This is a genomic window from Pedobacter paludisoli, from assembly GCF_052344095.1.
Lineage (GTDB): Bacteria > Bacteroidota > Bacteroidia > Sphingobacteriales > Sphingobacteriaceae > Pedobacter.
This window is the reverse complement of the sequence record NZ_CP179926.1, coordinates 4,111,261-4,132,444: the sequence shown is the minus strand read 5'-3', so window position 1 is coordinate 4,132,444 and position 21,184 is coordinate 4,111,261. Positions and strand designations below refer to the sequence as shown.

Below are 21,184 nucleotides of genomic sequence, written 5' to 3'. Positions count from 1 at the left end.
GGCTTTTAAAGATTTTCGTTTTATCTTGCAACGAAGATAACAAATTACATTCAATGCGTGGCTTTTACTCCTTAGGAATTAAATTATATAGTACTATTATTTACATTTTTTCATTTTTTAATAAAAAGGCAAAATTATTTCGCGAGGGCAGAAAAAATATTTTCGAACATATAGCCAGTAAAATTGATGCCCGCGAAACGCATGTTTGGTTCCATTTTGCTTCGCTTGGTGAGTTTGAGCAAGGTAGACCGGTGCTAGAAAAATTAAAAATGTTTCATCCCGAAAAGAAAATTGTGGTTACATTCTTTTCCCCTTCGGGATATGAAATTCGAAAAAATTATGCCCTTGCCGATGTTTTTTATCTTCCGTTGGATAGTAAAAAAAATGCAAAACGATTTATTGAACTGGTTAATCCTGAAATGGCCATTTTTACGAAATACGAATTTTGGCATTTCTATTTTCAAGAGCTAGCAAAAAAACAAATCCCATTGTTTCTAATTTCTGGAATTTTTAGAGAAAATCAGGTCTTCTTTAAGTGGTATGGTAATTTTTACCGCGGCATTTTAAACTGTGTGCAGCATTTTTTTGTTCAGAATGAGGAAAGTGTCCGTTTATTGAACTCGATTGGCATTACCCACGTGAGTTTAAGTGGTGATACCCGTTTCGACCGTGTTTTTGAGAATGCTCAATCGCCTAAAAAGTTGCCTCAAATCGAGAATTTTATTGGCTCTTCGCCTGTTTTTGTTGGAGGCAGTACTTGGCCTGAGGATGAGAAATTAATTGCTAGCCTAATACAACACTATCCCGATTGGAAATTTATTTTAGCTCCACACGAAATTCATGAAGGCCATATTGAAAGTATTGTAAAACTTTTTGCTAATCAAGGTGGAAGTGTACGCTATTCTAAAATGAATGCTTCGGATGTAGATTTCAACAGCAATGTGCTCATTATTGATAACATTGGTATGCTCTCTTCTTTGTATCAATATGGCAAAGTGGCCTACATTGGCGGTGGTTTTGGGGTAGGCATCCACAATACACTCGAAGCCGCAGCATTTGGGTTACCCGTATTATTCGGACCGAACTATGCGAAATTTCAAGAAGCGAAAGATTTAATTGCCAAAGGTGCAGCAAAAAGCATCACGAATGCCTCTGAATTGGAAGCTGGCTTTGCGCTCTTTAAAGATTCTGTAGAAGCAGCAGAAAGCGCCAAAAATTATGTAGAAAGTAAAAAAGGGGCTACGGATGCTATTTTAAAAATGATTGGTTAAGGATTTTATCCAGACTAGTCATTTTGTTAAAAAATGACTAGTCCGTTGGTGTTTTATTTTATCATCCCTACCAAAGCATCTATAAAAATTGGATTATCATTTAAACTTTCTACCAATTGCACCTTTTCTCCACCAAGGGCTTTAAATTCTTCTTGGTATTCGACGGTAATTTCATAGACGGTTTCCAAACAATCAGCCACAAATGCTGGACTAAACACCAACAAACGTTTTTTCCCTTCTGAGGCTAATTTCTTCAATACATCGGTGGTGTAAGGTTGTACCCATGGTTCTTTCCCTAAACGCGATTGAAAACAAACGGTATAATCCTCTTTATTAATGGATAATTCTTTTGCGATTAAACGTGCCGTATCATACGATTGTGCCAAATAGCAGAAACGATTTCCATCGTTATAATTTTCGCGTTGAGCAATATCTCTAAAATTATAATCGGCAGAAACGTAATTGCTCTTATCGAATTGTCTTTCAGGTAAACCGTGAAAACTAAACAACACATGATCAAATTCCTCAACATTGTGTTTACGGGCATTATCTGCAAAAACTTTAATCATTAAAGCGTTGTCGTGAAAAGAGTTCACAAAACTAATAGGCGGAATGGTGTTCCATTTACTGATTAATTGCATCACCATTTGCATAACCGAACCGGTGCTGGCAGATGCATATTGTGGGAACAAAGGTATCACTTGAATACTTTTAACCAGACCTTTGTTCAATTTTTCTAAAGCGGATTCGATGGATGGGCTTTGATAACGCATGGCTAATTCTACCTGATATCCTTCTCCTAATTTCTCTTGAAGCATTTTAGCTTGCAATTTGCTGTAATGCAACAAAGGAGAGCCGTTTTCATTCCATATTTCTTGGTACAATTTAGCCGTTTTGGGACTGCGGAAAGGAACAATTGCCCCTTTTACTAACAGCGTACGATTCAGTTTAGGGATATCAATTACCCTTTCATCCATTAAAAACTGATCTAAATATTTTTTAACGTCAGCTACCTTCGGACTATCAGGTGTTCCTAAATTTACCAGTAAAATTCCCTTTTTGCTCATTTAATTACAGCTATATGTTTATCCGCAAATATCGGTTTTTCAAGATAAGTAGCAAGCTGCAAACTATCAAGATTAGGTAAAAAAGGAAGCAATTTTAAAGCGATTCCAATACCGACTTTACTTTCTCCATTAACCACATAGGGGTTGAGGTTGCTCCGCAAATACCCACTTTGTCGTTGGCTTTAAACCACGTTGAGTCTAACTCTTCTACATTGGAGATGAAATATGATTGGTCGTTGTATTTTTTGCATACATCGTATAACACTTTTCCGTTGGATGATTTTTTACCTGAAACGAAAACAATTTTATCGAAGTTTTGAACAAATTTTTCCAATTCTTCATAACGATTAGATACTTGTCGGCAAATGGTATCGTTTGCTTTAACATCGTATCCACGACTCAACAATTGCTCTTTTATGTGGTAAAATTTATCGGTACTTTTTGTCGTTTGGCTGTACAGGGTAAATTTAGAAGGCAATTCTACCGTATCTAATTCGGCTAAATCTTGAAAAACAATTGCTTTTCCATCGGTCTGCCCTTGCAATCCGATTACCTCGGCATGTCCATGCTTTCCAAAAATTAAAATTTGCTCGTCGTCATCGTGCGAATTTTTAATTCTATTTTGAAGTTTTAACACCACCGGACAAGAAGCATCAATAAGTGTTAAATTATTTTCTAAAGCCAGTTGATAGGTAGAAGGAGCCTCACCGTGTGCGCGAATTAATACCTTTTCATTTTTCAAACCTTTTAGCACTTCGTGATCAATAATTTTTAGCCCTCTAGAGGTTAAGCGCTCCACTTCTTCATCGTTGTGTACAATATCTCCTAAACAGTATAAATAACCTTCGGTATCTAAAATATCTTCGGCCATTTCTATTGCGTACACTACCCCAAAACAGAATCCTGAGGACTTATCGATTGTAACTTCTAAATTATTGCTCATTTGACTGCAAAATTAAGCAAAAATATTTGTTGAAATGGTCAGGTACAGCACAACAAAAAATATCAATTGTGTCACAAATAGTGTTGGACCGATGTATTTCTGTTGTTTTAGGCCAAGTGCGTAGTAAAATTTTAGAAAAATTAATGACACAAAAAACCAAGCGATGTAATTTTGAACTGGAACTTCGTGCCAATCCCATTGCCAATAATTTAATTTCATAGCTACAGGTTCTAGAAAATAATCCAATACAACCAAGCTAAGCGCACCCAAAAAAGAGGCTAATTTACTATCGCGAATTTTGAGCGCCTTCATGGTTTGTCCAGCGCCAAAAATAAGTAGTACCCAATGCAGCCCCATTAACAAGGGAACAGCTGCAATTTTATATCCGAGGGTATCTCCATAATAAAAACTTCCAAATATTTTTCCGGTATGAACGCCCAATGCATCGACCAAAAATCCGCAAACAAAGACGCCCACCGAAAACAGCAACAGTCTTTTCATAGTTCCGGTGTAGCTTAATACTAGTATCGAAAATAAAGTCAGAATGTGGATGGGAATAAGTCGAATGAAATAAGGCTGTGTAGTAGGAATAAGCAGTCCGGTTAAGGTAATTGTGCTGAAAAGCACAATTAACAAAGCAAAAAACTTCTTAACTTTTAAATCGGGGGTTGACGAATTGCTCATACAATTTTTATTCTGCGTTAATTTGATTTTTAAAATCAAATGTGAGTAAATTAGCAATAATCTGTTGTTATTCCCAATAATAGTGAAGATTACCGACTGGTTAAAATGGAACTTTAAGGGATGTGTTTTTTTAGTCGGGTGACAGGCAAGTTATTAGAAGGAAAAGGATATGTATTTGCCCAGTCGATTTGGCTACAGGTAATAGGCACAGAAACTCAGAAATCAAGTGCATAAAGTAATATCCATTCAATTCAATCTTCTTATGCACAATTTTGGTTGAATAAAGGCGATATGGCGGGAACTTAAACTTTTGAACTATTACCATTAATTTTTCGCTGATAATAAATCCGATAGAAAGACCTGAGCTAACTAAATCTGTTACTTTTGCTCTATTGTTGTGCATTATCAATGCATCCATATCGGGGGAAACTGCTTTTTCCATAACAGCTTTTACGCTTATTTCTTCAAAAGCAGACAATAATCAAACCTTTGTTAAAAGTCTTTCGTCTATATCAATATTTTTTCTCATCTCTGTTAAACTAATTACACCAAATACGCATTATATACACTATAATAAATAACTATTTTTAAAATTTTTGCAGGAGAAGGTTCAAGCGAGACGCTTTCGCAAGATTTTCATGCGCACAACAAGGGCCGCCTCTTATTTGAAACGACCCTTTTGTGTTGAAATTCTTCTTTTGATGAAAACCTAGCTTCCGTGAAAGTGATTTTCAACCTTAACTGGTTTGTGCTGCAAAATAACGATGTCGCGCAGTTTGGCTGAATCGAAAAATTTATGCGCAAAGTCTTTGATTGAAACAGCGGTACAATTTTTAATTCGTTCCTCAAGCGGTACAGTTACGGTTACGTCTATACCCACTTCTTGGTAACTGGATAATACACTCAACCAATAAGCGGCTCCTTTTTCTTTCTTTGCGGCTTGCTCGCTCGATTTTTGGATAAAGTTGATAGCTTCGGTTAATTCGGTAGTTGAAATTCCATTCGTTGAGATATCTGTGATTTCTTTATATACCAATGGTTTTAACTCGTTTACACGGTTTACATCGCTTTGAAAATTAATCGACAATTGTTGTTTATCTACCGGAAAAATGCTTACAATTGGGCTCACAGTTACGCCGTACGTACCGCTGGCATTCTCGCGAATCGAACGGAAATAGCGGTTACGCAAGGTATACACCAATACGTCCATTGCCAACTTTTCTTGGTCGCTCAGTTTTAAATTATTTACGTAACTAATTTCAATCAAGCCTTTGTTCTCCGCCATCACGACATCAAATTTTTTGCGTATTTCTTTGTCCTTTTTTGCAAAGTTATACAGCTTATATTCGTTGGCTTTGTTCTTTGGATTTGCAGGAAGTGTAGCAATGTATTTTGTAAGCAATTCTTTTGCCTTTTGCTCATCTAAATTACCCACGATGTAAAATGTAAAGTCGCTTGTATTGCTAAATGCTTTCGTAAAAACAGCTTTCATCGTTTCAAAATTCATGGCATCAAAATACTTTTGATCCACTTTCATGCTACGATCATTTGCGACCATTGTTGCTTGCATCACCGAATCTGACACCGCGTCCATTGGATTTTTCTCTTCTGAATGATATTTAAACGCTAGTTTTTGTTTGTAGGCATCAAAATCCGCTTTATCGAACTTTGGTTTCGTGAAAAACAAATGAACAAATTCAAACAGCACTTGCGCGTCCCTTTCAGTAGATGCTCCTTTTAAGGTTTCGTTGAGTTCATCTATGCTTAAATTTATGCTAATCTTTTTATTACGCAAATATCCCGTTAATTCATTGCTGCTATATTTATACAGGCCTGATCTGGTTGCTAATTTAAGCAAAGCATTTGCAGATGGAATTTCATTGCTTTTTAGAACTGATTTTCCACCGAAACTATGCATATTCATTGAAAATTCGCCCGTTTCGCCTTTTATGTGTTTATAAATTACCTTAACACCATTAGAAAGTGTCCATTCTTTTGCATCGAATCGATTCAGTGGCTTTTCAGAAACTATTGTACCCGGCTTAATATCAAAATCAACTAGTTTATTTATCGAAGTAACCGCTACTTTTTGATTGATTGTTCCTTTACTAGCTTCGTTGAGTATCGATAAAATCTCCATTTTTGAAAGGATATTTTTTTGATTTTCATTTGCATCTACTTCTAAAACCAAATTTTTATTCAAATCAATCGTTCTTACCCAAGCATTTATTTCATCTGCTTCTAATTCTAAAAGCGAGCTCATTAAATTAGTAATTCCTTCTTTAATGGTGCTCATGGGTACGTCATTAAAGTAATTAGCCTTAATTTTATTGATATAGATAGAATTTTTAAATTGTGTTGTACTTTTTGTGGCTGATTCCATTTTTTCATACATCACCGTTTTTTGCTTTTCTATTTCTTCCTTAGTAAAGCCATACCTTTTGATTTGTTCAAACACACCCAGAATTTGTTTCAATGCAATTGCTTCCTTCCCGGGCAAAGGGGTTACTGAAACCGTGTTTGCATAAAAATTACCCAGCAGCTTACTGATTGCAATATTACCGGTAAAAAATTGCTCTTCATCGGCGTTCATAAACTCTACCAACCTTCTGTATGCCATGGCATTGAACAATTCTCTCAATTGGCCTTCTTTACGAATTTTAGCGTAGTCGCCATCCATTTCAGATTCAAATCGCGAGAAAAGTTGAATGGTTGTTTGTTTTAATTCCTTATCTTTAAATACTACATACGCAGGTTCCTGATTTGAAACTAAGTGTATTTTAGCAGGCAATTTAGGTGCAGTTGGGCTTACTTTTAAATCGCCAAAGATGGTTTTTATTTTTTGTTCAATTTCATTTGCATCAATATCACCTACAATAATTACGGCTTGCATATCGGCTCTATACCAATCACTATAGAAACTTTTTAAGGCACTTGGAGAGAAATTTCTTATAATGTCCATATCGCCAATTACATCTCTTTCTACATATTTTGTTTTGTAGAATAAAGATGGCGCAACCGCATTTTGTCTTCTCTTTTGAACATTTAACCGTGATCTCCACTCCGATTCAATTACTCCTCTTTCTTTGTTTATTTCTTCGGTACTTAAAGCTAAATTACCACACCAATCTCTCAACAAATAAATACAGGTATCAACATTGCTTTTATTTGCCGTACGAACGTCGTCTATATTGTAAACTGTTTCATCGTAACTGGTATACGCGTTAAATTTGGTTATTCCTTGACTTTTCAGATAATCACTTACGCCATTTGGAAAATGCTTGCTTCCGTTAAAAGCCATGTGTTCTAAAAAGTGAGCTAAACCTTTCTGCTGATCGTTTTCGAGTAATGAGCCTGCTTTTTGAGCTAGGTAAAAACTTGCTTCACCTTTTTGAAGCGGAGAATTTAAAATATAATAACTGAGTCCATTTGGTAATTTTCCTTGAACAAGTCCTTTTAATGGCGCATTGCTTTGTGCAAACAAGGCAGCTGGCACCAAGTATAAAAGAATACTTAGGAATTTGAATTTAGGCATTTCGGTAAAATTTGTGTGTGGTGTTTTTTGATCTCTAAAAAAATAAGCAGGACCGCTATTGGCCATCCTGCTTATTATTACTTGTTAGATGTTTTCTTACTCTAACTTGAGTAGTTCAATTTTCTTTGTTAGCGCTGCTTGAAAATATTTTCTATTTCGTTCTTGCTCTATTTGCAACGTTTCGGCATATGCTTGGTTATATGCTTTTTTTGCTTCGTCGATATTTCCTAATTTCTTATTTACGTCGCCTAACAAGGTTGTGATATTGATTCTTTGCATCAGTGGCATGCTTGCACCACTCAACGATGAAATAATCCATTCTTTTGCTGCCAAATGATTTTCTTTTGTAATGGTTACACCTGGAGCAGTATACATCGTTTGCACAGCCATCGCTTTTGATACAGGAGAAATTGAATCGCCTTCAGCAGTAAATAATTCATTTTTTAATTGAATGAATTTATTTACATCTTTTTCTTTGTTCAAGGCATAAAGGGCATCGCAGTTATATTTTTCAACATCATACATCGGCAATTTGTGGCGTTCTACTAATGCATACGCTGAGCGCATATCGCCTTTAATACGATCTAATTTGGCTAAATATTTTTTATCGCCGTTTTTAGCATATTCCTCAGCCAATTCAGTATTGTATTTAACTACATAAAATGCGGCACCTTTCCCTACATTTTTGATGTATTTATCCATGTTTTTCACCATAAACTCGATAAAAACATCGTTTTCTTTTTCAGGTCTATGGAACGTTTTAGCAATGCGATAATCATTTGCGTTGATAAATTCATCGCCTTTTGCCATTTTTTCAGCAGCATAATCATTAAAGATTTTCTCAACACGCACAATCCATTTCTTTTTTTCCATTCCGGTTTGAATGGTTACGAAACCCGGAGCGGCGGTTAAAAGCTCTTGCGTTACTTTAAAATTGCTTTTATCTTTTTGGTACTCGTCGTACAAAGCTTCAAAGCTTTTTAGATCGCCTACTACTGTTTTACCGTGTTTCATTAAATCTTCAGCTGGCATCGAGCTACTTACGCGAAACAATACTTCGCCATCTGCATCGATAAACATCAAGGTTGGCATGGCGCTTATTTGGTATTTTTTTACCAACTCAAGGTTTTCCTTTTGCTCGGTATTTAATTTTACGGAAACAAAATGTTGATTAAAGTAATCGCCCAATTTTTTATCTACAAAAACCTCTTTATCCATCATTTTACACGGCACGCACCAATCAGCATACCAGTCGATAAATATTGGCAACTTACGTTCCTTTGCTTTTTCAATCGCTTCGGCATAACCGCCTTGCAAGAATTTAATTCCTTGAGCATACGTATTTGCAGTAATTAACATGCAAACAATAATTAAGAGAAACGTTATTTTCTTATTTAAGCTTTTTTTCATTAGGAAATAATTTTATGTGTTAGTAATTCTAAAGCTATTGCGATAATTGATTCTATCATCGCAATAGCTAACTTTAATTTATTCGACCACTATGGTCATAGCATCAATTAGCTCGCCATAATAATCACCTGCATTTTGGATACCAATACTGACAATATATTTTCCTGGCTTAATGCCGGTATTTAAAGGGTAGTGAATTCGACCTTGCCCTAAGATGTAAAGGTTTTGTCTAAACTTGGCAACTTCTGCCGCATCTGCATTTGGTGATGTTACATTCGTAATCTTGTAAACCATAGGTTCAGTGCCCAATACTCCCGTAATTTTTGTACTTACCCAAGGAGAGTTATTTCTGATTCGTAATGCATCTACTACCGGATCTGGAGTAGCCCTAATAGTCATTGAATTTGGTAGATACTTGCCATTTGCATAGTCTAAGTAGCCAATTGGCGTTTTTTTACACCCCCAAGCAATGCTTGTTAAGATTACGGCACACGTTATAAATATTCTGATATTCATTTTTCTGTATGATGAATTCGTTAAACTTAATTTTTATTTTAAAGCGTCGATAATGTAATTGTAATGCATCGAGTGTACAACGCCATTTTTGGGGTTTATATCGGCCGAAGCGATTTGAGCATTTACAACCGATGTACCATCTTTAGAAGTGAACTTCACTAAAACTGGCCCAATACCATATGTTGGATCTACTTGTTCTTCAGTAAACAACCTAATTTCTGCACCTCCAATTGATTTTAGTGCCACGCCACCGGTTTCTCTACTTGGAATATCTTTACGGAAATATACCTGATCAAACACGTGGTTTAACAATATTCGTCTACACTCTAGTGGATCCATCTGTGTAACCTCAGTTTTGCCTTTAGTGTATACCCATCTTCTGATTGAATGAGAGGTTAAGCCCAATACCATAATTTTTGGATGTGAAGAATCCTCGCCTTTAAACAAACTGGTTAAACCTGCATGATCAATCATTTGGATAGTTAAATCCCAGTTATAGGTATCGCCTTGCATATATTGATAGATGGTTTTATCAGGCATGGTTCCGTTTGAAATGCCACTGTCTATGGTGTTATCTTTTGTACAGCTAAAGAATACGGTACAAAGAAGAATAATGCATATATTTAATTTTTTCATTTCTTTATAATTTGCTTTAAATAAGTGGATTACTCCATTCTATTCCAATAAATATTTTGTTGTAAAATGGTATTATTTACAAATGCATCGGTATATATAAACATGTATAGTGCACCGTCTGCAATATCCCTATCCGATAAAGCTGCAAAAGCAGGTCCCAATTGTGTTTTAATATAGCTTTTGCCATTTCTTAACACATCGTAATATCTACCGCTTTCCATTAATAATTCCTTTTCGCGTTCTTTAAAAATGGCCATCTTTAAATCCGTTTCTGTCGCATCGGCAGGATACAATGCTGCTGTTGCTCTACCTCTAATTTTATTTAAATCGGTAATTGCAAGCGCATCTTGACCTAGTTTTGCATAACATTCGGCACGCAATAAATAAATATCTGCCAACCTGATAAAGATATCGTTGCAATCTAAACCGGTTGTTGAGGTAACTCCTGTTGTTTGGTTTGTTACTCTGTAGATGGCTTTTCTAACCTTATATGGGTACGAGAAAGCTAAGTTAGATGCCATTTCATCTACTTTATAGAAGTAACTATTTAAACGTTGATCCGTTCCTTTGTACATTTGTTTTACTGTGGCACGGTTAAATTTAAATGCAATAGTTGATAACGAAATTGTAGCAGTAGATTGATTTGTATTAACTGGCCAAGTAGTATACCGACTTACCAATGCTGGTGCATAATTACCAGAAAAATCAGCTAAATAATAATTTTGCACTTCTAAGATCGATTCCTTTGCTGCAACTCTATTCGCTGGTTGCCAAGACCCAAAGGTGGTAGCAATTAAATTTTCGATAGTAGGGGCTAATGCATATGGAGATGAGGCTTCGCCACTAATTACCTTTGTACTCCAATCAACTGAAGCTGTATAGGCAGCTCTGGCATCAATTCCAGGCCAATTATACAATTCAGTCATGCTTCCTTGCCATGCATACGCATGAGCCAATAAACCTGCTACAGCACCTTTTGAACCATATTGTTTAGAAGTTAAAAGACTCCCTTTATCGTCATATGAATTTCCATAGTTTAAAAGCAAAGGATATGATTCTTCCAAATTTTTGATAGCCTCATTAATCACTTCATAATCTTTATTATTGGTGTAGGTTTCAAAATTATTGGTTCCGGTGGTGATAATAGCATTTCCCCAAATCTTGCCCAGTTCCAAATACATCCATCCTTTAAGGAAAAGCGCCTGACCACGATAAAAGTTTATACGCTCTTGTGGCAATTTACCTTCTGCTTGATAAATGTTTTCTAACATTAAATTAGCTAAGTAAATAACGTCGTAATATTCTTTCCATGTTGAGTACAAACCACTTTTCACCGTAGCTGGCACCAAATTGCGTAAATTATTATAAGCTGTATTATCGCAACGATCGGCAGGAGCACCCATGTATTGATGCGGATCGTCTCCTATTAATCGCTGTGCTTCGCCTTGCATGCTAATTAAGAAGGCCATCAACTCGTCATCTCCATCAAATGCATTTGTAATTGATTGACGATCTTCTGGCTTGATATCTAATGCATCTTTGCACGAGGTCAAAAATGCGAATAAGCCAAAAAGTACTACTATTTTTATTTTCATGATTTTATTTCTTGATTAAAAACTTTCCTTAAAGTGCAATCGTTAAAAATTAACAGCACAGCCAATGGTATAGGTTCTTGCCAATGGATAATTATCTAAATTATCTACCCCATTATACGGCACTGCTTCTGGATCTAATCCTGAGTAATTGGTTATCAAGAATAAATTCTCTGCGGTACCAAATACTCGTGCAGACGAAAGCCCAATTTTTTTAACTAAATTTTTATTAAACGAGTAACTCAGGCTTAACTTCTTCAATCGGATATAGTTTACATTTTCAATATTCGAGCTAATCATTGGATCTGATTGTGGCGAGTAGCCTAAATTTGGCGATGGAAACATTGGAGAGTAGCTACTTCCTGCTGCCGCTGCACCTGCAGCATTCCAATAATTAATGTTCGCATAATCATAGAAAATCAATTTTGGTGTTGGCGCATTTGTGTCAATGTAACTTGAGTACGGAAGTGCATTAATCATGTCTTGCGAAATAACAAAGTTGAACAAAACATTTAACTGGAAATTTTTCCATGAGAAATCGTTTATCCAACCACCTGCAACTTGAGGAATTGGGCTACCAACGTAGGCTTTATCCAAGTCGTTAATTCTTCCATCAGCATTTAAATCCAATATTTTTTTCATCCCTACTTGAACTGGATGAAAGTTATCTGGAGCGTTTAAATATTGTACAGATCCGTTAGGATTATAAAATCTTGGAATTTCATTAGAGTTATTTACAAAACCTTCTTGTATGTATACGTTAAAGCCCATTAATGGTCTACCTAAAATAAAGTTAGCCACATCCATACCATTATAACTTTCTTCAAATCGATTGGTATTTCTAGCCATGTTTAAGCGCGTTCTCCAATTGAAGGCCTTTCCTCTTAATACATCGTATTGAACGTTTAATTCATATCCTTGATTCGAACTTGAAAAAGTATTTCTCCAAGTAGATGGCAAATAATAAACATTTCCAGGAAATGGTGCATTATAAATTTGCCCCTTGTTATATTTATGGTAGTAATCAGCATTAATTTTCAATCTAAAATCAAATAAATCTAAATCTAAACCAACACCGTATTGCGTATCTTCTTCCCAAGCCAAATTATTATACGAAACAATATCAGGAGCTAAGCCAGCTTGACCTAAGAAACCAGTAGAATGCGCATCTGACACCGTACCTTGCGCTAAATAAGGGTCTCCAAACTGTAAACCTGTTTTCCCCCAGCTAGCTCGTAACTTTCCTGCACTTAACCACCATGCATTCTCCAAAAAAGATTCTTTCGAGAAATTCCATCCTAATGCTGCTGCTGGAAATTTTCCCCATCTTTTACCTTCACCAAAAGTACTCGATCCGTCTGCTCTGATAGAAAATTCAGCTAAATATTTGCTCTTATAATCGTATGCAACGCGCGTAAAATAGCTCAACAACATTGTTTCGCTAAAGGTTGACGAAAAATTACGTGTAACCACTGTTGTTCCGTTTACAATCTGCGTAGCATCGTTAACTGGCAATAAAGGAACATAATGAATGTCGTTACTCGCCATACCACGTCCCATTCCATAAAGCGTTTCGTTTATCTGCTTGGTCATTCCTTGTCCTAAAAGCACCTCTACATTGTGATTTGATGCAATAGTAGTGTTATACGTGGCTAAGTTTTCCCAGTTTAAAACAATTCTACGAGTGGTAAAGTTTTCTGATTTAGCTAAACCATATTGCTGATCAATATAATTCGGTGCAGCAACATTTCGCGAAACCTCCGAAAAATCTATTGCTGGAGCACTTGATATTTTCAAACCTTTCACTGGAGTTAAAGCCACATTTAAACCAGATCTTAAACGGTAGGTGTTATTTTTTTCTTCTGTAGCTGCAATACGCTCCGATTGAGCTAAAGCAATTGGATTATCAAGCGAAAGCATTGTTGAGGACGCTTTTGGCGATCCAACCATGGTTGCAGAACCATTATTGCTGTTTTGCCCTTTCCCCCTATTGGTGTAAGCTAAGTAGTTATTCGAGCTGATTACCAAATTTTTACGCGGAGTAAAATTCATGTTGGCCGTTAAGTTATAGCGACTAAACGCTGAACCAACCATAATCCCTTCTTCATTATAGTGACCAAAGGCGATGTTGTACTTCGATAAATCGGTTCCTCCTGATATCGATAAATTTGTATTTAGTGTTTTACCTGTTTGAAAAAAGTACTTCCACCAATTTGAACTGTTGTTGTAATATGAGTTTAAACTATCTTGAATAGCTGGTTGGTATCCACCCATTGCCACTCCATTTCCCCAGAAATAATCGTACGTACCTTGTGTACCCCAAGCCTGTTGATACGAGCCTGGAACAACGTAGCTTGCTGTGGGGGTATTATAATATGCCAAAGTTGCATTTTGAGCAAACAACATAGCCATATCTCTTTCAGCTTTACCTAATGTTTGAACCGGAGTTTTTGGCAGGATATTAAAACCCATCGATACGTTTGCTACAATTTCTGCTTTACCTGTTTTTCCTTTTTTGGTGGTAATTAAAATTACACCGTTATTTGCTCTTGAACCGTACAGAGCTGCTGCCGAAGCGTCTTTTAATACTTCAGCTGATTCTATTGTTGATGGGTCAATATCGGCTAAGCCACTAACCCCGTCTTTTGTATTGTTGTCCGAAATAATTGGCACCCCATCTACTACATACAAAGGTGCGCCATTGTTAATTAAGGCTCCACTTGGTCCCGTTACCATTAAAGAGTTTTGACCACGAATATTTACAATAGAACCCGTACCACCTGGAGAACCCGAACGGTTTACTACGGCTACTCCGGCCATTTGGCCTTGTAGCAAGTTTTCTAAGTTTGCCGCAGGCATATCTTTAATTTGATCTGCTTTTACACTAACAACAGAGTTGATCAATTTTTCTTTCGTACGTTCGCCATACGCAACAACGGTAACGTCTTTAAGGTCACTTACATTCTCATCTAAAACAACTTTAATATCGGTCTGATTTCCGACCTCAATTTCTTTTGTTTTATAGCCCATTAACGAAACTACTAAGACTGCTTTTCCGGCTAAATTTTCTGGAATATCAATACTGAATTTACCCTCTGAGCTAGCAGAAACTCCAACCATTGACCCTTTAATCATAATGGTTGCATTCGGAATGACCTCCCCTTTTTTATCAACGACAACCCCTTTTACGGTCGTTTTAAAAAAACGATCAATTTGTCGTTCGATAAAACTCGGCTCCGCTTCTTTAATAATGATTGTCTTTTTCTCAATCGTATACGATAAAGGCTGATTCTTAAAAATCTCTTTTAAAGCAATCTCTAAAGGCACTGCTTTTAAGTTTACCGTAACCGGATTTGCATTTTTTAACGCGCTTTCGGCATACACAAAATTATAGCCACTTTGCACCCTAATTTCTTTTAACAAATTGGTTAGCTGCCCTTTATTTGCACTAACGCTAACATTTTGTGCTAAAGATGCTTGACTTATCTGAATGAATAAAGTAATAAGCAGCAAAAAAGTTAATTTCATAACTTTAAAAGTTTTAGATCTCCATATTGAGGTGAGCACATGGAGACTTTTGGGATTAAATTTCATACATTTGGGATGTTTGGGTTTATAGTTAATACAGTTTCATTCAATGTTTGTAGGCGTAACTCAGACTTTTTAAACTGGGGGTGTTGGCGCACTTCCAGTTCTTTTTTGGAGGTAATTTTAATTCATTACAATCACCCGCCTCCCACGGACTTCAAATTTTACTTTATTGGTTAATTGCAACATACGTAGTACATCTGATATATTCGAAAAGCGGCTTATAGAACCGCTAAAATGTTCGAAACTACTATTCGACTGAAATTCAACATCTACGTCGTACCAACGGGCTATTACTTTCATAATCTCTCTGATATCTTCCTGCTCAAAAACAATTAATCCGTTCTTCCAAGCCACAGCAAGATTTGCATCTACATGCTTGATACGCACTGCTCCTCCATCAATAATCGCCTGCTGATTTGGTTGAATAATAGCCGATTGTTGATTATCTAAAGCCGAAACCTTTACTTTTCCTTGAATTAAAGTGGTTTCATTGCTTGCTTCATTTTCGTAAGCCTTTACATTAAAGTGAGTTCCTAAAACACTTACTTCTTGTTTTTTAGACTCAACTATAAAGGGTTTATTTGCATCGTGAACAATTTCAAAATATGCCTCACCATTCAATTTCACGCGACGATCAGTGTTCGAAGTAAAGCTTACCGGAAATTTTAAAGACGAAGCGGCATTTAACCAAACTTTCGAACCATCGGGAAGCACAATTTGGTATTGTCCACCTTTTGGTGTTTCAATGGTATTAAAAGTTCCTTTAGGCGCTTTGGTATTCTCAGTAACTTGATATACCAATAAACCTTCTTTTGATTTAGACAAGCTAATCCCCTCTGCCAGTGCTACCTCGCCTAAAAGTGTCTTTCCTAAATCAACCTTCTTGCCATTCGCTAACGTTAACACCGCTTTATTAGAGCCCGGAGCAACATCATTTTGATAAGAAATTTTAGCTGAATTATTTCCTGAGAAATACAAAATCAAGCCAATAGAAAAAGTAATCAATACAATTGCTGCAGCTAAATACTTGGTTAAACGCGTAATCTTTAAGGTTGCTCTTTTAGGAACCGCTGGAGTGCTGATAATTTGGGTAAGCAGTAAATCTAATCGTTTCTGATCTTCAGCCGCAATGGGCATGTCATTTGCTTTAGCCAAAGCAGATGTGACTAATCCCTCGCTTTGTTCTTGGTTTTCTTCTTGCGTTAAATAATGTAACAAATACGCAGTCTCATTTTCTGAACAATTATTCTGAAGATAATTTGTAAGTATGTCGCCGATGTTTTTGTTCATTTTTTCTAGAGCTTTTAAGTAGAAACGGAGAACAAATAAAAACGGGGGGGATAGAATTAATATTTTTTTAATAAAAACTTAATTCTCAATTAATTTAGGCCTTAAGACCCAAAAAAAGTAAGATCAAGAATAAATCTGGATGACTTAAAAGGTACTTTTTCACAGAATTGCTTGCCAAGCTAACATATTCTTTCACCGTATGTTGGGAAATCTGAAGTTCTTCAGCCGCTTGCTTATAGGTCTTCCCCTCTAACTTACAAAGCTCATACACTTTTCTTTGTTGAGGGGATAAATTTTCTAATGCTTTCTGAACAGCAAGACTAATTTCTTTCGAATGAATAGATTCCTCGATGTGTAAATAATTTTCGGAAGCTGTTTTTTTTAAATTTTCAAAAACTACTTTATCTTTTTGAATTCTTCTGAAAAAATCGATGACTAAATTTTGCGCTATTCGGTATAAATACGGGGCAAAGTTCAAATCCACTGCTAATGTCTCTCTCTTTAACCAAACCCTTGTAAACAACTCTTGAATAAGCTCCTCCGCTGCAATTGGATCTTTTAATAATTTAAGCGCATTGGCATACAACTTGGCACTGTACTTTTGATAAAGCTTAGAAAAAGCAATACTATCTCCCGAAATGAAGCGAGCATATAGTTCTTCGTCAACCAGTATATCGTAATTTACCTTTTGCATTAAGTCTCTGAACAATCGCAAGCTATATGCGAAGATTATTTTCTTTATAACTATTTACAAATTTAAACAATTCCTTAATTTTCAGCAGTATCTGCTCCTTTATTAATTTATAAAGTAAAAAGCTATCACGCTCGATGCAGAACTGATGTCATCAAAATCATAAAAGCACGACCATCCACGCTTTGGAACTCTTAAAAGAAAAAGGAATAGAAGTTTAAGAATTTTAAATGGGACGATTAAACAATTTACTTGATGCTGTTAAAATTAGCTACTACTCCTATTGACTGCGGCTTATACGTTCAAAAACCAAAAAAAGCTAAACACCAATAGTTTACCACCAAAAAACACGACAAAAATATTAAAAATCATTCGAATTAATCATACAAAAAATATTTTTTTTGATAAAAAATGTAATGAAATTAACTTCCCTGCTAGCGGGATTAAGAAAAAATACGTGCTACTTTTTGGGTAATTACGTTGGATTCAGAAAAAAAAGAGTTGTAATTAGCTTAAATAAACTCTATCCTCTTCCCCTTCTACATCCATAATCACATCTACGTGTTCTTTTAAAACCGTTGCCAGTTCAAGTCCAACAAAGTCTGTTGCGATTGGGAAAATTTTATGGCTTCTATCAACCAAAACTACTGTTCTAATTTTTTTATGTGGCGTATTCAAGAAAACACCCAAGCCATAAGCCAGTGTTTTTCCACTATTCAATACATCATCTACAATGATAACCACCTTATTTTTCCAATGGCTTTCATCCAAATCTGTTTTGGCGATAAGTTTGCTGCTTTCACGCTCCAAATCTATTCTCAATAACGTTATTTTGAAATCAGATATTTTTTTTAGCACTTTTTCTAAACGCAAAGCAACTTTATATCCACGATCCCAAATACCAGCCAATACAATTTCCTTCTCATTCAGATTATCCTCTAATATCTGATAAGCGATACGATCGATCTTTTGCTGAATTTGTTTTTTGTTTAAAATAAGTAATTGCGATGCAGCCATTGTATATAAAAGATTGAATACAAAAAGAACGATTTTACATCTTAAATTCAAACTATTTGAAAAATAAATTCAAAAGTTTGCAACGTTTCGAAAAAAAATGCGTCTTATAAACGAACCAAATTTTAACGTTCAAGAATCTAAAAACCATTTCGGAAAAATAACAACTATGAAAAATTTACTAAAATCGGCCGTGCTCTTTTCGCTTGTTTTAAGCAGCATGCTTAGTCAGGCACAAGATTCAAAAAAATTTCCAGTATCCAACTTTGAAGCCATTGGCGTTAGTAGTGGTATCAATCTTTACCTTACACAAGGCAATAGCGAATCTGTTAGCATTCAGGCTGATGCAGAAATACTCAGTAATATCGTTGTTGAACAAAAAGGTAAAAACCTCAATATCCATTTTAAAGAAGGATTCAATTGGAACTCACTTTTTAACAACAAACAAATTAATGCATATGTAAACTATAAAAAACTGAATGCCATTGCAGCTTCGGGCGGTTCAGATGTGTTTTCAAAAAACCCGATTAAAACTGAGAAAATGTCAATCAATAGTTCAGGTGGTGCCGACATTAAAATAGACTTGTTCTGCACCAACTTATCTGTAGCTACAAGTGGTGGTAGCGATGTTTACTTAAAAGGCAAAGCAGAAAATATGAATATTGCCTCTAGTGGTGGCAGCGATATTAAAGCCTATGATTTTATTACGCAATATGCAAAAGTAAACTCATCGGGAGGCTCAGATGTGTACATCAATGTTGCAAAAGGATTAGAGGCAAATGCTTCGGGCGGAAGCGATATTCATTACAAAGGCAATGCGTCTTTAAAATCGTCAAACTCAAAAAGTGGCGATGTGAAGCACGTACAATAAATAAATTTAGTTTTAGTTGATATGCAAGCTGTTTTATGGATGTAAAACAGCTTGCTTTTTTTAGCCTATTTGTAAGGATAATATACAAAATTTGCGCCCTCCGGAACAATCACAAATAAACACATATGCTGTTCGGGGCGTTTATATGCTTTTAAAAAAGCGTCTTTTTTATCCTTGTTGATAATTCCTTTTTCAACAAACTCCTCCAAAGTGGATGCTTGAATGGTCCAGTCGGTATTCAACTCTGCTCTATCTAAAATAACCTCACCAATAGTAACCTCGTGCTGATGGGCAATAAAAATTGGATAAGAAGAAATACCTTCCATCATAATCTCCATGGCCACTTCTTTTAGCGAATCTGAATACAGATATAAATCTCTTTCTAAGCTAACCAGCGGGCTTTCTTGCTTCTTTCCTGAACCGCTATTCTCTTCAGACGATGCGCCTAATAATTCTTCCCTATTCATTATAAATTCGAATTAATTCCTGTAAACAAGAGATTTCAATCTAAATTCCCTGTTTCAATTTTAACAAAACAACATTTTCTACGTGTTGGGTATGCGGAAACATATCAACTGGTTTAATGCGTACCACTTCGTATTTCTCTTTTAACAATTCCAAATCGCGGGCTTGTGTTGCAGCATTACAGCTTACGTACACAATTTTTTCCGATTCCATTTCCAACAAACGCGCTACTACATCGGCATGCATGCCTGCTCTTGGTGGATCTGTAATCACTACATCGGGTTTACCATGTTGAGCAATAAACTCCGATGTTAAAATATCTTTCATATCACCAGCATAGAAAATAGTATTGTCGATGCCATTTAATTTCGAATTAAATTTAGCATCCTCAATGGCGGTAGGCACATACTCCACGCCAACAACTTGTTTCACACTTTTTGCCACAAAATTAGCAATGGTTCCTGCTCCGGTATACAAATCGTACACCAATTCATCGCCTTTGAAACCCGCAAATTCACGCGTAATTTTATACAATTCAAATGCTTGTTCTGAATTGGTTTGATAGAATGACTTTACACCAATTTTAAAGCGAATACCGTCCATTTCTTCAAAAATATGATCTTCACCAGCAAAAACATGCACTTCTTGATCAAAAATGGTATCGTTCTTCTTCTGATTTACAATGTAAAGCAAAGAAGTAATTTGCGGAAATTCTGCTTTTAAGAAGCCCATTAAACCCTCAATTTGTTCCTGCTCTGGATAGGCAAAAACCACGGCCACCATTACTTGTCCGGTAGTTGAGGTACGAATAATTAAATTCCGTAAAACACCTTCGTGATTGCGTAAATCGTAGAACGATAAATTATGTTCCAATGCATACTTGCGCACCGCATTTCTGATCGAGTTTGAAGGTTCATCTTGCAAGTAACAATGCTCAATGTCTAAAATTTTATCGAAGCGCAATGGAACGTGAAAACCCAATGCATTCATATCAAATGCTTCATCACGTTCGATATCGGCTTTATCTAACCAACGTTTATTTGAAAACGTAAACTCAAGTTTATTACGATAATATCTGTTTTTTACTGACCCTAAAATTGGTTCAGAAAATGAAGTATCTATTTTGCCTAAACGCTGCAAAGCTGCTTCTACGTTCTTTTGCTTAAACTTTAACTGAGAATCGTACCCCATGTGTTGCCATTTGCAACCACCACAGGTTCCAAAATGAGGACAAAAAGGTTCTGTACGTAAATCGGATTTTTGATGCAATTGCTCAATTACTGCTTCTGCAAAGTTCTTTTTCTTTTTGGTTAAGCGTACATCTACCACATCACCCGGAACCGCCTTATCGATAAAAATGACTAATTCATCGGCTTTTCCTACGCCTTTTCCCTCTTCGGCGATATCAATTACGTGTACATTTGGAACAATTGTTACCGTACCTGGTTTTCTTCTACTCATTATGCCGCAAAGATACAGGTAAAAGATGAAAGTTAAAATTAGAGATACAAGCTGATTTTTTGGGCACAGCCCATGAGGTATTCCCATCTAGGTATCGAGAATGTATTCATCTCAATAACTGGATAAGAATCTATTTAAAATTGATCC

16 protein-coding genes are annotated in these 21,184 nt (G+C 36.0%); 2 read left to right on the top strand and 14 right to left on the bottom strand.

All coding sequences use genetic code 11. The features are described from left to right. The first annotated feature begins 53 nt into the window (after positions 1 to 53). Positions 54 to 1,271, top strand: coding sequence for a 3-deoxy-D-manno-octulosonic acid transferase (locus ACJVDK_RS16995; protein WP_443937860.1), 1,218 nt, complete (start codon positions 54 to 56; stop codon positions 1,269 to 1,271). A 53-nt stretch (positions 1,272 to 1,324) separates the two neighbouring features. Here ACJVDK_RS16995 and hemH read toward each other — a convergent pair whose 3' ends face one another. From hemH to ACJVDK_RS16935, 12 genes are all read right to left on the bottom strand, one after another. Continuing rightward, positions 1,325 to 2,338, bottom strand: coding sequence for a ferrochelatase (hemH, locus tag ACJVDK_RS16990; protein WP_443937859.1), 1,014 nt, complete (start codon positions 2,336 to 2,338; stop codon positions 1,325 to 1,327). Between the two features lie 94 nt (positions 2,339 to 2,432). Beyond that, entirely contained in the window at positions 2,433 to 3,281 is an 849-nt protein-coding gene (locus tag ACJVDK_RS16985; protein WP_443937858.1) for a 4-hydroxy-3-methylbut-2-enyl diphosphate reductase, read from the bottom strand. A 12-nt stretch (positions 3,282 to 3,293) separates the two neighbouring features. Next, positions 3,294 to 3,965: a carotenoid biosynthesis protein gene (locus ACJVDK_RS16980; protein ID WP_443937857.1), complete on the bottom strand. Its 672-nt coding sequence runs from the start codon at positions 3,963 to 3,965 to the stop codon at positions 3,294 to 3,296. A gap of 709 nt (positions 3,966 to 4,674) precedes the next feature. Next, positions 4,675 to 7,566, bottom strand: coding sequence for a M16 family metallopeptidase (locus ACJVDK_RS16975; RefSeq protein WP_443937856.1), 2,892 nt, complete (start codon positions 7,564 to 7,566; stop codon positions 4,675 to 4,677). Between the two features lie 30 nt (positions 7,567 to 7,596). Then, the gene (locus ACJVDK_RS16970) at positions 7,597 to 8,910 is read right to left on the bottom strand and encodes a thioredoxin family protein (RefSeq protein WP_443937855.1); all 1,314 of its coding nucleotides are present in this window, start codon (positions 8,908 to 8,910) and stop codon (positions 7,597 to 7,599) included. A gap of 78 nt (positions 8,911 to 8,988) precedes the next feature. Continuing rightward, complete coding sequence (locus tag ACJVDK_RS16965) at positions 8,989 to 9,426, bottom strand: hypothetical protein (protein ID WP_443937854.1); 438 nt, start codon at positions 9,424 to 9,426, stop codon at positions 8,989 to 8,991. A 33-nt stretch (positions 9,427 to 9,459) separates the two neighbouring features. Continuing rightward, on the bottom strand, positions 9,460 to 10,062 hold the full coding sequence (locus ACJVDK_RS16960; protein ID WP_443937853.1) for a fasciclin domain-containing protein: 603 nt from the start codon (positions 10,060 to 10,062) through the stop codon (positions 9,460 to 9,462). 29 nt (positions 10,063 to 10,091) lie between these two features. Next, positions 10,092 to 11,657: a RagB/SusD family nutrient uptake outer membrane protein gene (locus ACJVDK_RS16955; RefSeq protein ID WP_443937852.1), complete on the bottom strand. Its 1,566-nt coding sequence runs from the start codon at positions 11,655 to 11,657 to the stop codon at positions 10,092 to 10,094. Between the two features lie 42 nt (positions 11,658 to 11,699). After that, complete coding sequence (locus ACJVDK_RS16950) at positions 11,700 to 15,182, bottom strand: SusC/RagA family TonB-linked outer membrane protein (RefSeq protein WP_443937851.1); 3,483 nt, start codon at positions 15,180 to 15,182, stop codon at positions 11,700 to 11,702. 183 nt (positions 15,183 to 15,365) lie between these two features. Continuing rightward, positions 15,366 to 16,535 carry a FecR family protein gene (locus tag ACJVDK_RS16945; protein WP_443937850.1) on the bottom strand — a complete coding sequence of 390 codons (1,170 nt, stop codon included), beginning with the start codon at positions 16,533 to 16,535 and terminating at the stop codon, positions 15,366 to 15,368. A 94-nt stretch (positions 16,536 to 16,629) separates the two neighbouring features. Further along, on the bottom strand, positions 16,630 to 17,229 hold the full coding sequence (locus ACJVDK_RS16940; protein ID WP_443937849.1) for an RNA polymerase sigma factor: 600 nt from the start codon (positions 17,227 to 17,229) through the stop codon (positions 16,630 to 16,632). Positions 17,230 to 17,733: 504 nt separating this feature from the next. After that, on the bottom strand, positions 17,734 to 18,243 hold the full coding sequence (locus ACJVDK_RS16935; protein ID WP_443937848.1) for a phosphoribosyltransferase family protein: 510 nt from the start codon (positions 18,241 to 18,243) through the stop codon (positions 17,734 to 17,736). A gap of 166 nt (positions 18,244 to 18,409) precedes the next feature. On the opposite strand from ACJVDK_RS16935, the gene ACJVDK_RS16930 reads away from it, so the two are divergent. Further along, the gene (locus tag ACJVDK_RS16930) at positions 18,410 to 19,111 is read left to right on the top strand and encodes a head GIN domain-containing protein (protein ID WP_443937847.1); all 702 of its coding nucleotides are present in this window, start codon (positions 18,410 to 18,412) and stop codon (positions 19,109 to 19,111) included. A 65-nt stretch (positions 19,112 to 19,176) separates the two neighbouring features. Here the strand turns inward: ACJVDK_RS16930 and ACJVDK_RS16925 are convergent, their stop codons facing one another. After that, on the bottom strand, positions 19,177 to 19,578 hold the full coding sequence (locus ACJVDK_RS16925) for a hypothetical protein (protein WP_443937846.1): 402 nt from the start codon (positions 19,576 to 19,578) through the stop codon (positions 19,177 to 19,179). Between the two features lie 40 nt (positions 19,579 to 19,618). Further along, the gene (rlmD, locus tag ACJVDK_RS16920) at positions 19,619 to 21,037 is read right to left on the bottom strand and encodes a 23S rRNA (uracil(1939)-C(5))-methyltransferase RlmD (RefSeq protein WP_443937845.1); all 1,419 of its coding nucleotides are present in this window, start codon (positions 21,035 to 21,037) and stop codon (positions 19,619 to 19,621) included. Positions 21,038 to 21,184 lie beyond the last annotated feature (147 nt).

Coding starts and splice junctions, on each gene's coding strand:
- ACJVDK_RS16995 (WP_443937860.1), top strand. CDS start 54: ATGCGTGGCTTTTACTCCTTAGGAATTAAATTATATAGTACTATTATT.
- hemH (WP_443937859.1), bottom strand. CDS start 2,338: ATGAGCAAAAAGGGAATTTTACTGGTAAATTTAGGAACACCTGATAGT.
- ACJVDK_RS16985 (WP_443937858.1), bottom strand. CDS start 3,281: ATGAGCAATAATTTAGAAGTTACAATCGATAAGTCCTCAGGATTCTGT.
- ACJVDK_RS16980 (WP_443937857.1), bottom strand. CDS start 3,965: ATGAGCAATTCGTCAACCCCCGATTTAAAAGTTAAGAAGTTTTTTGCT.
- ACJVDK_RS16975 (WP_443937856.1), bottom strand. CDS start 7,566: ATGGCCAATAGCGGTCCTGCTTATTTTTTTAGAGATCAAAAAACACCA.
- ACJVDK_RS16970 (WP_443937855.1), bottom strand. CDS start 8,910: ATGAAAAAAAGCTTAAATAAGAAAATAACGTTTCTCTTAATTATTGTT.
- ACJVDK_RS16965 (WP_443937854.1), bottom strand. CDS start 9,426: ATGAATATCAGAATATTTATAACGTGTGCCGTAATCTTAACAAGCATT.
- ACJVDK_RS16960 (WP_443937853.1), bottom strand. CDS start 10,062: ATGAAAAAATTAAATATATGCATTATTCTTCTTTGTACCGTATTCTTT.
- ACJVDK_RS16955 (WP_443937852.1), bottom strand. CDS start 11,657: ATGAAAATAAAAATAGTAGTACTTTTTGGCTTATTCGCATTTTTGACC.
- ACJVDK_RS16950 (WP_443937851.1), bottom strand. CDS start 15,182: ATGAAATTAACTTTTTTGCTGCTTATTACTTTATTCATTCAGATAAGT.
- ACJVDK_RS16945 (WP_443937850.1), bottom strand. CDS start 16,535: ATGAACAAAAACATCGGCGACATACTTACAAATTATCTTCAGAATAAT.
- ACJVDK_RS16940 (WP_443937849.1), bottom strand. CDS start 17,229: ATGCAAAAGGTAAATTACGATATACTGGTTGACGAAGAACTATATGCT.
- ACJVDK_RS16935 (WP_443937848.1), bottom strand. CDS start 18,243: ATGGCTGCATCGCAATTACTTATTTTAAACAAAAAACAAATTCAGCAA.
- ACJVDK_RS16930 (WP_443937847.1), top strand. CDS start 18,410: ATGAAAAATTTACTAAAATCGGCCGTGCTCTTTTCGCTTGTTTTAAGC.
- ACJVDK_RS16925 (WP_443937846.1), bottom strand. CDS start 19,578: ATGAATAGGGAAGAATTATTAGGCGCATCGTCTGAAGAGAATAGCGGT.
- rlmD (WP_443937845.1), bottom strand. CDS start 21,037: ATGAGTAGAAGAAAACCAGGTACGGTAACAATTGTTCCAAATGTACAC.